Below are 13,427 nucleotides of genomic sequence, written 5' to 3'. Positions count from 1 at the left end.
GCCGAGGCCACCGGGCCTAGTGGCCGTGTCGCGCGAGGCGGTTCAGAGCAACGCTTCGATCAACACTTCCGCTTGCGGCCATTCGCCATAGCCGGCGGCGGGGTTGAGGTGGCCTGCCGCGCCGACGTTCACCGAGGCGGCTTCCCCAGGCATCGGCCAGTGCGCTGATGCGCTCCAGCGTGCCCAAGGGATCGTTGGTGCTGGCCGCGACAATGCTCGGGAATGGCAGCGGCTGGCGCGGAATCGGCAGCCAGCCGTTGGCTGCGATGGTGTCCGGCGACGGGTAGCCCTCGGGCATCGGCGATTCCAGGTCGGCCGGAGCCGCCAGCACGGCGCCGTGGATGGCGCGCGGGTGCCGCTGCGCCCACTGCGCCACGATCATGCAGCCGGCACTGTGGGCCACCAGGATGACCGGGCCGTCGATACGCGACAGCGCGTCTTCCAGTGCGGCGACGCGGGCGGAGCAGCTGAGCTTGTCGTGTTCCAGCGGCGGCACCGAAGCGATCGGGCGGCCTGCTTTCCGCCACTTTTCTTCCAGCAGGGTTTGCCAGTGTTCCGGCACATGGTCCCGCAGGCCGGGGACGATCAGGATGGTCGGTGTGTTTGACATGGCAAGGTAAGGGATCGGGGTTGAAAATCAGCCCTGTCGCGCCGTGAGGCGCTCCAGGTCGCGGGTGTAGTGGCGCTTGCCGATGGCGAAGGCGGCGGCGGCGGCGAAGGAAACCAGCGGCACCAGATGCAGCGCGTTCATCAGGCCGATATGGTCGGCCAGCACGCCGGTGACGAAGGGGCCGGGAGCCAGGCCAAGCAGGTTGTTGGCCAGCGTCAGGGTGGCGAAGGCGGTGGCATGGATGGTCGGATGGGTGAGGTTGGCCACCATGGCGCCGGCCGGACCGGTGGTGCCGGCCACCATCAGCATGGCGCAAGCGATCAGCACCAGCTGGGCCTTGCCCGGAGCCAGTTGCAAGGCCACCAGAAAGAGCAGGGCGGAGCCGATGGAGTACCCCATCGCCACGCTCCACTTGCGCTCGGCCTCGGCTCCGGCTGACACGGTCGGTGATGATGCCGCACAACACCATGCCGGCCGCGCCGATCAGGATGAAGGCCGCTGCGCCGATGCCGGCCTTGTCGGTGGGCAGGTTGTAATAGCGGTTGAGGAAACTCGGCAGCCACGCCAGCACGGAGGCCATGATGAAGAGCTGCAGCCCGCTGCCGATGTAGGCGGCGCGCACCGAGACCGAGGAAAACAGGTCAGAGAACAGACTGGAAAGACCGGGGCGGGCGCCGGCCGCCGTGTTGGCGGCAACCTTGTTCATGGTTGGCCGAAGCCTGCTCTCGCGCACCACTAGAGCATAGGTGATGACCAGGGCGAAGCCGAGAATCGCCATCACGCCGAACGACCAGCGCCAGCCGAACCGCTGGGCCACGACGCCGCCCAGAGCCATGCCCACGACCGAACCGACCGGGCCGCCCGCCATGAAGGCGCTGCTCAGGGTGGAGCGCAAATTGGACGGGAAAATGCTCAGGATCAGGGCGATGCCCACGCTGCCGTAGGCGGCCTCACCCACGCCCACGAGAAAGCGGGCTGTGAGCATCTGGCCGTAGCTGGCCGACAGCGCGCAGCCCAGCGTGGCCAGACTCCACAATCCGGCCATCAACACGATGCTTCTGACGCGGCCCCAGCGGTCGGCGACAATGGAAAACGGGAATGTCAGCAAGCCCACCAGCAAGGCGACGATGCTGCTGAGCGAGCCTAGCCGGGTGTCGGAGAGCATCCACTCGGCCTTGAGGACGGGAAACACGGCGTTGAGCACCTGGCGCGACATGTAGTCGGACAGCAGCAAGCCGAACGTCAGGGCGAAGACGATCCAGGCATAGTGGCGCGGAACGGTCGGTACGTCGATAGTGGCTTCGGAAGCCACACCTGCAATGTAAACAGCCAATTTATGTCTCCTTTGTAGTGATGACCGCTCCAGCGATGTTGCTCCATGTGCCAGTCGGCTTCTTATAGAGGGGGAGGGAGCGCGCGGGCCCCTCCGGTACGGCTTGGCTACGACGTTTTCCTGCGGCCTCAGCCCGCGTGCTGGGTGAACCCTTTCTGACCCAGCTTGCGGTTCGGTGCGAAACCGTTGGCCGCCAGGGTTTCATCCGCACTGTTGTAGAAGGTGCCGATCTTGTAGATCTCGCGGGCCTCCTTGCCGTTGGCCACCGGGCGGCCGAATTCCCTGGCGATGCGCACCAGCTGCTCGATCTGCTCCACGGTGCTCATCTTGCGCGAGCGGTCCTGGGTCCAGATGTTGTCCTCGATGCCGCAGCGCACGTGCAGGCCCATGGCGATGGCCATCATGTTCAGCGGCAGCACGTTGAGCATGGAGGACTCCAGCGTCAGCACCGAGCCGTCCGGGCAGGCGCGGATGAAGTTGGACAGGTTGTAGATGTTCGGCTGGTCGAAGCCGCCGCCGATGGCGACCCAGGTCAGGATCAGCGGCACGTTGCACACGCCACGGCGCATCATGCGTTCCACGGTTTCCAGCTGGGTGATGTTGGCGAGCTGGAAATGGGTCTGGATGCCCTTTTCGGAGAGACGGCGGATGTGCTCTTCCACCCATTCCGGGCCGGCCGGAATGGTCATCTCGCGGTAGGCGTGGTACATCGCCGGCTCGGCCAGCGAGGTGCCGCCGATGTCGGCTTCGCACATCTGTTCCACCACGTTCATCTGGTTGGTGTTGATGGCGATGGTGACCTGGTCCGGGGTCGGGGTCAGTTCGGCCAACATGTGGCGGGTGTCGTCGGACAGCCACTTGGCCACGTCGCCGTCGTTTTCGGGGGCGAAGGAAATGGAGCCACCCACCTGGATGATCATGTCAGGCACGCGTTCGCGCACGCCGGCGATCAGTTCGTTGAACTTGGACAGGCGCTTTGAGCCTTTGCCGTCCAGTTCGCGCACGTGCAGGTGCAGCACGGTGGCGCCGGCGTTGTAGCAATCGACGGCTTTCTGGATCTGCTCTTCCATGGTGACCGGGATGTCTTCCGGAAAGTCGGACGGCATCCATTCCGGGCCGTACGGGGCGCAGGTAATCACGAGTTTTTGCTGGTTTTCCGGGAACAGGGAACCATCGAGAAAGTTCATGTCTTGCCTCCAGGCAAAGAGTAAAGGGGAGTTTTCCGGCCAAGGCTGGCCGTTCAGAACGGCTTGTCGCCCACGATGCCCGCGCGCTCCATCTTGCGGTGGCAGGGCGGGTAATCCATCACGGCGTAATGCTGGGTGGAGCGGTTATCCCAGATCGCCATGCTGTAGGGCTGCCAGCGCCAGCGCACCTGGTACTCGGGGACGTAGGCCTGGCTGATCAGGTACTGCAGCAGGTCGCCGCCGGCCTGGTTGTAATCCTGGCCGTAACGCACGCGCTGTTTGTTGTGGTAGTTCACGAAATGCGTGGCGAAGGCGTTGACGAACAGGACCTTCTCGCCGGTTTCCGGGTGGGTGCGCACCACCGGATGCTCGGCATCCGGGTATTGCGCCTTCATCGCCAGGCGTTTCTCTTGCGGCATGGCGGCGGCAAACGAGGCGTTGAAGCTGTGGTTGGCGATCAGCCCCTCGATTTCGCTTTTCACGTGGCTGGGCAGCTTGTCGTAGGCCAGCACCATGTTGGCCCAGATGGTGTCGCCGCCCACCGGCGGGCATTCGATGCAGCGCAGCACGCAGCCCATGGCCGGGTTTTCGCGCCAAGTGCCGTCGGTGTGCCAGGCGTTTTCGTAGCGGTCGATCGGGCTGTCCGGGTTCTTGTAGATCTGGACCAGACCGGGGGCTTCCGGGTGGCTCGGGGCCATCGGGTGGGTTTCCAGTTCGCCCAGACGCCGGGCGAAGGCCATGTGATCCTGGCGCGACAGCTTGTCCAGGGTCTGGTCGCGCAGGAACAGCACCTTGTGCTGCAGCAAGGCGGCGTAGATTTCCTGGAACAGCCCGTCGTCACGCACCGCGTCGCCCAGGTTGACGTCGTGCAGTTGTGCGCCGATGGCGCAGGTCAGTTGCTCGATTCTCATGAGTCCAGCGCTCCTCAGATGACAAAAATGGACGACCCCGTGGTCTTGCGCGATTCCAGGTCGCGGTGCGCCTGCGCGGCATCCTGCAGCGCGTAGCGCTGGTTGATCTCGATCTTGATGCGGCCGGAGGCCACGTGACCGAACAGCTCGGCGGCGAGCTCGTTCTTCTCGGCAGGATCGGCGATGTAATCGGCCAGCGCCGGGCGGGTGAGGTAGAGCGAGCCTTTCATCGCCAGCAGCTGCGGGTTGAACGGTGGGATCGGGCCCGAAGCGGTGCCCACGCACACCATCAGGCCGCGGCGCTTGAGCGAATCGAGCGAGGCCTCGAAGGTGTCCTTGCCGACGCTGTCGAACACCACGTTCACGCCCACGCCGTCGGTCAGCTCGCGCACGCGCTTGGCCACGTCTTCCCGGCTGTAGTCGATGGTGTGGTCGCAGCCATGGGCGCGGGCGATGTCGGCCTTGGCCTCGCTGGACACGGTGCCGATCACGGTCAGGCCGAGAATCTTGGCCCACTGCGACACGATCAGGCCCACGCCGCCGGCGGCGGCGTGCAGCAGGATGGTGTCGCCGGCCTTGAAGTCCCAGATGCGGCGCATCAGGTAGGCGGACGTCAGGCCGCGCATGGTCATGGCGGCGGCGGTGTCGCAGCCGATGCCGGCGGGCAACTTGATCAGCGGCGCGGCCGGAATCAGGCGGGCGGTCGAATAAGCCCCCAGGGTGTTGACGAAGCCGGTGTAGGTGACGCGGTCGCCCACGGCGACATGGCTCACGCCTTCGCCCACAGCTTCCACCACCCCGGCAGCCTCCACCCCCATCCCGGCCGGCAGCGGCACCGGATAGAGCCCGGAGCGGAAATAGGTATCGGCAAAGTTGAGGCCGACCGCTTCGTGACGCAGGCGCACCTGGCCAGGCCCCGGCTCGCCGACCGCCACTTCCTCGTACTGCAGCACTTCGGGGCCGCCGGGTTGGTAAAAGCGTACTGCGTGAGCCATGCTATCTCTCCTGTTGTCGAGGGTATGACACCCCCTCGTTATCGTTTCTGTGCGAGGGTCCGGCCCGGTTCTTTCGAATTGGCCAGATCCACGATACGGCTGAACAACTGTTTGAATTCGCTGTCGGACGCGCCACCGAAGCGCGGGTCGTCGTTGCCGGCGAAGGCCGCGTTGATGTCGTGCCAGTCGGTTTCGGTCAGATAACGCTGCGCGGCGGGAAGAATCACGCCTTCCTCGCGCCCCAGGTGGTCCCAGATGAATTTCGCGTACTGGTCGACATGCTGTTTCAGCTGGGCCAGCGACGCGCTGCCGGCCGCCAGCTGTTCCAGCATGACGGCAAGCTCGGCCACCAGTTGGCGGTCGCGACCATGCTGGCGCTCGAGTTCGTCCAGCTCGGCGTTGATCGCAGAGGTGCGCTGGCGCAGCCTGCTGAACAGGTAGTCGTCTTCCTTGGGATGATGCAGGGCGACCGGAAAGCGCTGGATGTAGCGCAGTATCGCCTGCATCAGGTCGAGATCGATGGCCTGGCCGTGCTCTTCGGCCTGCTGGATCAGGTACTGCCAGGCATGCAGCACGGCGGCGATGGAGCGGTGTTCGTCACGAATCACGGCCATGGCCTGGGCCGCCATGGACGGGCTGCTGTTGGCGGCGACCAGCACCGGGATGTCGCTGTGCATGAGCAACTTCAGCGTTTGCGAGCCCAGCATCATGCCGGTATCGCCGCGCTTGCCCTGAGAGCCGATGAAGATCAGGTCGCAGCCGGTTTGGCGCGCGGCGGCCAGGATCGCCTGGTGCGGGGTGTCGCTGACGCGGCTGGCCGAATCGCACGTGACGCCTTGCGCCCGAGCCGCGGATTCCGCCTTGGCCAGGAGCTCGTGGGTGCGGGCTTCGCACACGTAGGTGAATTCCGCCGGCGCCACCAGCCGGATCACCTCGGTGGAGCCGAACAGCGACGAGGCGTGGTCCGGCTGGGCATGGAAAAACGTGATACGCGCCCCCAGGGCATGGGCGAAGGCCACACCCTGGCCCACGGTCTCGGTGGAGCGGTCGGTGTCGTCGATCGGAACAAGAAGATGTCGGTACATGGTGGCTTTACACTGGTCTGGTATCAGGGAGTCGGGTCATGCGTCGAGCGCGACCTGCACGAGATCGTCTGTCACCCTGACCCGGAATGTGGCGACGGCCAGCTGCGGTATGCTGACATGGGCGCCGGTGGCGACGTTGAAGCGCAGGCCGTGGGCGGGGCAGCGCACGACATGGCCGGACAGACAACCGCCGGCGAGCGCACTGCCATGGTGCGGGCAGGTATTCTCGAGAGCGAACACTTCGCCGTCGACATTGAACAGCGCCACGTCTTTGCCTTCGAGTCGCAAAGCGAGCGACTTGCCCGGTGCGATCTGCGACAACGCACATGCCTCGACAAATTTCATCCCGGTGCTTCCTGATTTAATGTGATCTCTGAATGTATCGTAGGGGGCGGAGGCACTCGTGCCCTCCTCCGAACAGGGGGTGGGGGGGTTGACCGTGCAGGGCGGTTGGCACGATGCTAATGGGCGTCCATACCACGGGCGACCGCACGGCCGGGTCGCCATCCCAGATGCCTTGAGCGGTGCGGCCAGCGCCGTGCTCGTTTGTTGCCGCTGCGGCGGCAACCCGATCAAGCCCGAACAGACCTAAACTATGACTTCTGCGGTTGGTGGCGCAACAGGCGCCGTAATCGAATTCGTTCTCAAGGCAACCCCACCCAAGGCGCCACGCCACATGCTGGTGCGGCCGCTGCTGAGCTCCAACGACGAGCACTTCCTCGAGCATCGCCTGATCGTGGTGCAGGCATCGGCCGGCTTCGGCAAGACCACGCTGCTGTCGCAATGGCGCCGCGAATACCTGTCGCAAGGGGCCGCCGTGGCGTGGCTGTCGATCGACGACCGGGATGATCCGCAGCGCTTTCTGCATGGCCTGGTCCATGCCGTCAGGGTCGGCGCCGCGCGACCCGCCTTCGGGCGCGGGCTGATCGAAAGCCCCACCGCGGCAGTGGGGGAGCTCGAGGGCATCACCGCCTGGCTCGCCGAAGTGGCGGTGAGCGCTCTGGACATGGTGCTGATGATCGACGAGGCCGAGCGCCTGCCGGAAGCCAGCCGCATGCTGCTGGCCTACCTGCTGCACAACGCGCCGCGCAACCTGCGCATCGTGGTGGCCGCGCGCAGCGGGCTCGACGACATCGTGTCCGAGCTCGGGGCCTACGGGCAATGCGTGCTGGTGGAGGCGGAGGTGCTGCGTTTTCGTCTGAGCGAAACCATCGGCCTGGTGCGCGGCCGGCTCGGCAACCAGGTGGAGGCCGATACCTGCGCCCAGGTGCACGAGCTGACGGAGGGCTGGCCGCTCGGCCTGCAACTGACGCTGGCGGCGATGGAGCGCGGCAGCACCCCCAGAGCGGTGTTCAGCTCGCTCTCGCCCAGTGCCGGCGATCTGTGCTCTTATTTCATGGATGAACTCATCTCGCGTTTGCCGGCGGAGGATGTGGAGTTCCTGACCCATATCGCCATCGTCGACAAACTGCACCCCGACCTTTGCGTAGCCCTGACCGGGAGCGACAAGGCCGCCCATCAGCTCTCCAACCTGGTGCGCAACACCCCCATCTTCGTTGCTGACGAGGTCGGGCAGTGGTGCCGCCTGCATATGCTGGCTCGCGATGCCCTGCGCCTGCGCTTTGCCAAACTGCCGGCCGAGGAGCGCGCGCAGTGGCACCTCAACGCCATGCGCTGGCTCTCGGAGCACGGCATGGTGGAGGAGGCGGCGCGCCACGCCTACGCTGCCGGGCAGCATAGCGTGGCCTACGATCTGGCCGAGCGCTGTCTCTACGATGCGGTGCGCCAGGGGCAGCAGATATCGGTGCTGGAGTGGCTCGAGCGGCTTCCGGAGGAAGAGCTGGACCTCCGTCCGCGTCTGCGCCCGGCGGTGGCCTGGGTGCTAGCGCGCAGCGAGCGCCATGCCGAGGCCGAGGCCCAGGTGGCGCGTATCCTGGCGCATCCCGGCATCGACGACGCGCTGCGCTACGAGTGCGCCTTGATCCTGAGCGCGGCGGAATACTTTGCCGATCGCCCCTACCGCTTCGTCGAGCTGTTCGAGCCGTGGGTGAAATCGCCACCCAGCAACGATCCCTGGCTGCAGCAGATCCATGCCAACCGCCTGTCCGCCCGCGCCATATTGAACGGCGACTATGCCCAGGCGCGGCGTCATCAGCAGCAAGTGCCGGCGCTGGGGATGGACAAGCCGGTGGGCTACGTCACCCGTTGGGGCGGCTTCATGGTCGGGCTGAGCTATCTGCTGGAGGGGCAGTTCCGCTTGGCGGAGGGCGTGCTGCACCAGTGCCTTGCAAGGCGCTGAAATGGAGCTGGGCCGGCGCAACCCCCTGTCGTGCATGCTGGCCGCCTTGCTGGCCACGGCGGTGTACGAGCGCGATCAGCTCGACGACGCGGCGGCGCTGCTGGCCAACCGGCTGGACGTGCTGGAACGGGCCGGCGTGCCGGAGACCGTGGTGTACGCCTACCGCACGGCGGCGCGCATCGCCGCGGCGCAGGGGCTGGAGCATCGCGCCCTCGACCTGCTCGAAGCCATGTATGCCACCGGCGAGGCGCGGGGGCTGCCGCGCCTGTGTGTCGCCAGCCTGGCCGAGCAAATCCGTATCCATGCCGGGCGTTTCCGCAGCGAGACCTGCCGGGCGCTGGTGCAGCGTATCGACGCTATCCTGGCGCAGCAGGTGCTCACCGGGCCGGTGCGGCAAAAGATGGGCCCCTTCCTGCAGCAGCTGTCTCACGCCAACGTCGCCATCGCCGCCCAGGACTGGGCCAAGGCGCATGCCGAACTGACTCGGGCCGGGCAGCTCGCCGACGAGATGAAGCTCGGGCGTTATCGCATCGAGACCATGGCGTTGCGCGCCTTCGCACTCGAGCGCCAGGGCGAGGACGGTCTGCCTCTGCTGCGCGAGGCGGTAAACCTGGCCCAGACGTACGGCCCGGCGCGTACCCTGGTGGATGCCCACCCGGCGCTGGCGGACTGGGTGCGCCGGGCGACCGAGGAGGGTGAAGCCGGCGGGGTGTCCGAAGCGGGGCCGGCGGTGCGGATTCCTCGCACCATGCGCCCCCCAGTGGAGCGCAAATCCTCGGCGCTGCGCGCCGTGCCCAGCATGGTGCTCACGCCGCGCGAGCGCGACCTGCTCGAACAGCTCGCGCGCAATCTTTCCAACAAGGAAATCGCCATGGCCATGGCGGTGAGCGAAGAGACGGTGAAATGGCACCTGAAGAACCTGTTCGGCAAGCTCGATGCAGGCTCGCGCAAGCAAGTGGTGCGCCGCGCCCAGCTCCTGGGCTTGCTGGAAGGGGGCGAGTAAGCGCCGCCGGGTGAGGCCGACCGGGCCACGAAGATCGGCCGTTCATTTGCAGGACCCATGCCCCGGCTGGGGCATGGGCGTATTTCCCTCGGTTGAAGCCGGCGACAGGCCGTCGCGGCGGCGCCCGAACCGCATCGCGGTCGTCGACGCATCCCCCCATTCCCCCTTTTTTCTGCGGCCCCTCCCCAACGCAGGGGAGGACGCGTGTCCGCGGCGGCGTTACCTTGCAGCTCAAGAACGACGCCGCATGGCCTGTCCGCAGGACGGGTGCGATCCGGACGCGCTGCACCCGGGTATGGACAACGACCCAAGGCAACGCAGGTGCAGCCCAGAAGGAGATGCTGGCGATCCGTTCGAGGTCCCCGTGGATCGGGGCGGGACGGGAGCATGGTGGCAACAGGCTGTGCGGCTGTCCTGTATTGATCGTGCGGGCAAGGGCAGTGGTGCCCGCGACGGTGGCGCCGATCATTGACGGGGAGAAGGGCAAAGGCCTTTTTGCCTCTCTGGTGGTGGCCATTTCGTGGCCATGGGAGTTTGTCGTTTTGTCTGTGCATTGTCCTGCTGATCGGTGTGCTGTTTGTCTAGCTGATGGAGGACATTTGGCGAACGCTCTGGCGTTCGCCTTTTTTTTGCCCAATCCCCGAGGTTTTGCACGGCATGCGGAGAGGCGCCACCCCGAGGGATGGGCCGCCCCCCGGCGCGGGGCGGTAGCGAGACAAAGCTGGCGCAGGCAATGCCCCGGATGAAAGGCTTGTTGTTCGTCGAATGTCGTTGGTTTGTTGTTTTTTGAAGGAATAACCATGCAGATCGCAATTCCAGCCGAACGTCTGGCTGGCGAGGCGCGCGTGGCCGCTACACCGGAAACGGTGAAAAAACTCGTCGCCATGGGTCACACCGTGGTCGTCGAGTCGGGGGCCGGACGCCTGTCCGCCGTCCCCGATGCGGCCTACGCCGACGCCGGCGCCAGCCTGGCGGAGAACCGCGCCAGCGCGCTCGCCAACGCCGACATCGTGCTCCAGGTGCGTCCGCCCGAGGCCGACCAGATCGCCGAGTTCAAGACCGGCGCCACCGTCGTCTCGCTGATGAACCCCTACGCCAACCCGCACCTGGCGGCGATGGCGGCCAAGAAGCTGTCGGCCTTCGCCATGGAGCTCTTGCCGCGCACCACGCGCGCGCAGAGCATGGACGTGCTCTCCAGCCAGAACAACATCGCCGGCTACCGCGCGGTGCTGTTGGCCACGCACTACTACCCGCGCTTCATGCCGATGCTGATGACCGCCGCCGGCACCGTGAAGCCGGCGCGCGTGCTGATCATGGGCGTGGGCGTGGCGGGCTTGCAGGCCATCGCCACCGCCAAGCGCCTGGGCGCGGTGGTGGAGGCGACCGACGTGCGTCCGTCCACCAAGGAGCAGGTGGAGTCGCTCGGCGCCAAGTTCATCGAGGTGCCGATGACCGACGAGGAGAAGGCGGCCAGCGACGGCGTCTACGCCAAGGAGATGTCGGACGACTACAAGCGCCGCCAGGCCGAGCTGGTGACCAAGCACGCCATGGCCGCGGACATCATCATCACCACCGCGCTGATCCCGGGCAAGAAGGCGCCGCAGCTGATCAGCGCCGAGGTGGTGCGGGCGATGAAGCCGGGCTCGGTGATCATCGACATCGCGGCGGAAGCCGGCGGCAACTGCGCGCTGACGGTACCGGGCGAGGTGAGCGTGACCGACAACGGCGTGACCGTGGTCGGCACCACCAACCTGCCGGCGCTGGTGGCGGCGGACGCCTCCAGCCTGTACGCGCGCAATCTGTTGACCTTCCTGTCGCTGATGCTGAGCAAGGACGGTTTCACCCTCAACCTGGAAGACGACCTGCTGGCCGCCACGCTGATCACCCACGACGGCGCGGTGCGCTTCGGCCAACCTTCCTCCCCGTCCGCCGCCGCCCAGCCGGCCGCGACGCGGGCCTGACCTTCCAGGAGAGCATCATGATCGATCCTTTCATCACCAGTCTGACCGTGTTCGTGCTGGCCGTGTTCGTCGGCTACCACGTGGTGTGGAACGTCACCCCGGCGCTGCACACCCCGCTGATGGCGGTGACCAACGCCATTTCGGGCATCATCGTGGTCGGGGCGCTGCTGCAGGTGGTGGACATCAACGGTGAGGCCATCACCCTGACGTCCGTGCTCGGCGCCATCGGCATCTTCCTGGCCAGCATCAACATCTTCGGCGGCTTCCTGGTGACCCAGCGCATGCTCGATATGTTCAAGAAGAAGAAAAAGTAAGGAGCCGCCATGGAAAATATCTCTGCAATTCTCTACCTGATCGCGGCGGTGCTGTTCATCCTCGCGCTGAAGGGGCTGTCGAGTCCGGTGTCCGCCCTGCGCGGCAACCTGTACGGCATGGTGGGCATGCTGATCGCCGTGGTCACCACCTTCCTGATCATGGACAAGCCGGTGCTGGCGCTGATCGGCGCGGCCATCGCCGGCGGCGCGGTGATCGGGGCGTGGCGTGCCAAGACCGTCGAGATGACCGGCATGCCGGAGCTGGTGGCGGCGATGCACTCGCTGGTCGGCCTCTCGGCGGTGCTGATCGCGGTGGCGGCGATCTTCCACAGCGGGGTGGAGCATACCCCGGTGCAGAAGGTCGAGCTGTTCATCGGCGCCTTCATCGGCGCGATCACCTTCACCGCCTCGGTGGTGGCGTTCGGCAAGCTGTCGGGCAAGTTCGGCTCCAAGGCGGTGTCGTTTAGCGGCCAGCACCTGCTGAACCTGCTGCTGGCGATCGCCATGGTGGGCTTCGGCATCGTCTACTTCGTCAGCGACAGCCACGCCGCCTTCCTGGCGATGGTGGCGGTGGCGCTGGTGCTGGGCGTGACGCTGATCATCCCGATCGGCGGCGCCGACATGCCGGTGGTGGTGTCGATGCTGAACTCGTACTCGGGCTGGGCGGCGGCCGGCATCGGCTTCACGCTGAACAACCCGGTGCTGATCATCGCCGGCGCCTGCGTCGGTTCGTCCGGCGCCATCCTGTCGTACATCATGTGCCGGGCGATGAACCGCTCCATCGTCAGCGTGCTGTTGGGCGGCTTCGGCGCCGAAGCGGCCGTCGGCGGCGCCGCGGCCTCGGGTCCGAAGAACTACAAGTCGGGCTCGGCCGAGGACGCCGGCTTCCTGATGAGCAACGCCGACAGCGTGATCATCGTGCCGGGCTACGGCCCGGCGGTGTCGCGCGCGCAGCACGCCTTGCAGGAGTTCGCCGAGCTGCTGCACGAGGCCGGGGTGAAGGTGCGCTACGCCATCCACCCGGTGGCGGGCCGCATGCCGGGGCACATGAACGTGCTGTTGGCCGAAGCCGAGGTGCCGTACGAGCAGGTGCAGGAGATGGAGGAGATCAACTCCGACTTCTCCAACACCGACGTGGTGCTGGTGATCGGCGCCAACGACGTGGTGAACCCGGCGGCGCAGAAGGACAAGGCGAGCCCGATCTACGGCATGCCGATCTTGGAGGCGCACAAGGCGCGCACGGTGATCGTGGTGAAGCGCTCGATGAACGCCGGCTACGCCGGTCTGGACAACGAGCTGTTCTACATGGACAAGACCATGATGGTGTTCGGCGACGCCAAGAAGGTGGTGGAGGACCTGGTGAAGAGCGTGGCGCATTAAGTGCCCATTTCATTAGCCGGCTACGCCTGCGCATCTTGAGCGCCGGCAGTGCGCGGAATCCTCATGTACTCCGTGTACATTCCGGTTCCTGTGCGCTGGCGGCACTCAATCTGCCTTGGCTCGCTCGCCTACTGAAACAGGCACAACCTGTTCGACCCCTGACAAACCGCCCGGCCGGCAACGGCCGGGCGGTTTTTTGTCGCCTGCGCAAAGCTTCGAACGAGGCCCCTGGCGGTGCTAAGGACAGGGGGCTTCGACGTGGCACCGGGGGGGACGGATGGGCCCGGCCCAGCGCGGCGCCCCCTCCCGCCCCCCTGTGTCAAGGGGGGGCATTTTGCGCGTCAGTCAC

General features: G+C 66.2%; 12 protein-coding genes and 1 pseudogene. 5 read left to right on the top strand and 8 right to left on the bottom strand.

Annotated elements, in window-relative coordinates:
• Positions 1-16: 16 nt before the first annotated feature.
• From ABKF58_RS15865 to ABKF58_RS15830, 8 genes and pseudogenes are all read right to left on the bottom strand, one after another.
• Positions 17-610: an RBBP9/YdeN family alpha/beta hydrolase gene (locus ABKF58_RS15865; RefSeq protein ID WP_482581883.1), complete on the bottom strand. Its 594-nt coding sequence runs from the start codon at positions 608-610 to the stop codon at positions 17-19.
• A gap of 27 nt (positions 611-637) precedes the next feature.
• Complete coding sequence (locus tag ABKF58_RS15860) at positions 638-1,051, bottom strand: hypothetical protein (protein ID WP_482581881.1); 414 nt, start codon at positions 1,049-1,051, stop codon at positions 638-640.
• A 46-nt stretch (positions 1,052-1,097) separates the two neighbouring features.
• Positions 1,098-1,826: pseudogene (locus ABKF58_RS15855) on the bottom strand (MFS transporter); the annotation flags it as partial.
• Between the two features lie 245 nt (positions 1,827-2,071).
• Complete coding sequence (locus ABKF58_RS15850) at positions 2,072-3,130, bottom strand: beta-keto acid cleavage family enzyme (RefSeq protein ID WP_482581879.1); 1,059 nt, start codon at positions 3,128-3,130, stop codon at positions 2,072-2,074.
• Between the two features lie 53 nt (positions 3,131-3,183).
• Complete coding sequence (locus ABKF58_RS15845; protein WP_014087147.1) at positions 3,184-4,041, bottom strand: TauD/TfdA dioxygenase family protein; 858 nt, start codon at positions 4,039-4,041, stop codon at positions 3,184-3,186.
• Between the two features lie 14 nt (positions 4,042-4,055).
• Entirely contained in the window at positions 4,056-5,036 is a 981-nt protein-coding gene (locus tag ABKF58_RS15840; protein WP_482581876.1) for a quinone oxidoreductase family protein, read from the bottom strand.
• Between the two features lie 38 nt (positions 5,037-5,074).
• Positions 5,075-6,121, bottom strand: a complete 1,047-nt coding sequence (locus tag ABKF58_RS15835; protein WP_482581874.1) for a universal stress protein — start codon at positions 6,119-6,121, stop codon at positions 5,075-5,077.
• Between the two features lie 36 nt (positions 6,122-6,157).
• Positions 6,158-6,466, bottom strand: a complete 309-nt coding sequence (locus tag ABKF58_RS15830; protein ID WP_294865133.1) for a Rieske (2Fe-2S) protein — start codon at positions 6,464-6,466, stop codon at positions 6,158-6,160.
• Between the two features lie 331 nt (positions 6,467-6,797).
• On the opposite strand from ABKF58_RS15830, the gene ABKF58_RS15825 reads away from it, so the two are divergent.
• The 5 genes from ABKF58_RS15825 (at position 6,798) to ABKF58_RS15805 (ending at position 13,078) form a co-directional block, all read left to right on the top strand.
• Positions 6,798-8,420: a winged helix-turn-helix domain-containing protein gene (locus ABKF58_RS15825; protein ID WP_482581872.1), complete on the top strand. Its 1,623-nt coding sequence runs from the start codon at positions 6,798-6,800 to the stop codon at positions 8,418-8,420.
• Position 8,421: 1 nt separating this feature from the next.
• Positions 8,422-9,423, top strand: a complete 1,002-nt coding sequence (locus ABKF58_RS15820; RefSeq protein WP_482581870.1) for a LuxR C-terminal-related transcriptional regulator — start codon at positions 8,422-8,424, stop codon at positions 9,421-9,423.
• 800 nt (positions 9,424-10,223) lie between these two features.
• Entirely contained in the window at positions 10,224-11,384 is a 1,161-nt protein-coding gene (locus ABKF58_RS15815) for a Re/Si-specific NAD(P)(+) transhydrogenase subunit alpha (RefSeq protein WP_482581868.1), read from the top strand.
• Between the two features lie 17 nt (positions 11,385-11,401).
• The gene (locus tag ABKF58_RS15810) at positions 11,402-11,698 is read left to right on the top strand and encodes a proton-translocating transhydrogenase family protein (protein WP_014087153.1); all 297 of its coding nucleotides are present in this window, start codon (positions 11,402-11,404) and stop codon (positions 11,696-11,698) included.
• A gap of 9 nt (positions 11,699-11,707) precedes the next feature.
• Entirely contained in the window at positions 11,708-13,078 is a 1,371-nt protein-coding gene (locus ABKF58_RS15805; protein ID WP_482581865.1) for an NAD(P)(+) transhydrogenase (Re/Si-specific) subunit beta, read from the top strand.
• The last annotated feature ends 349 nt before the right edge of the window (positions 13,079-13,427 follow it).

The organism is Pseudogulbenkiania sp. AW2-16 (genome assembly GCF_056824575.1).
Note: the sequence above shows the minus strand (reverse complement) of the source record. Positions and strands in the feature narration are given on the sequence as shown.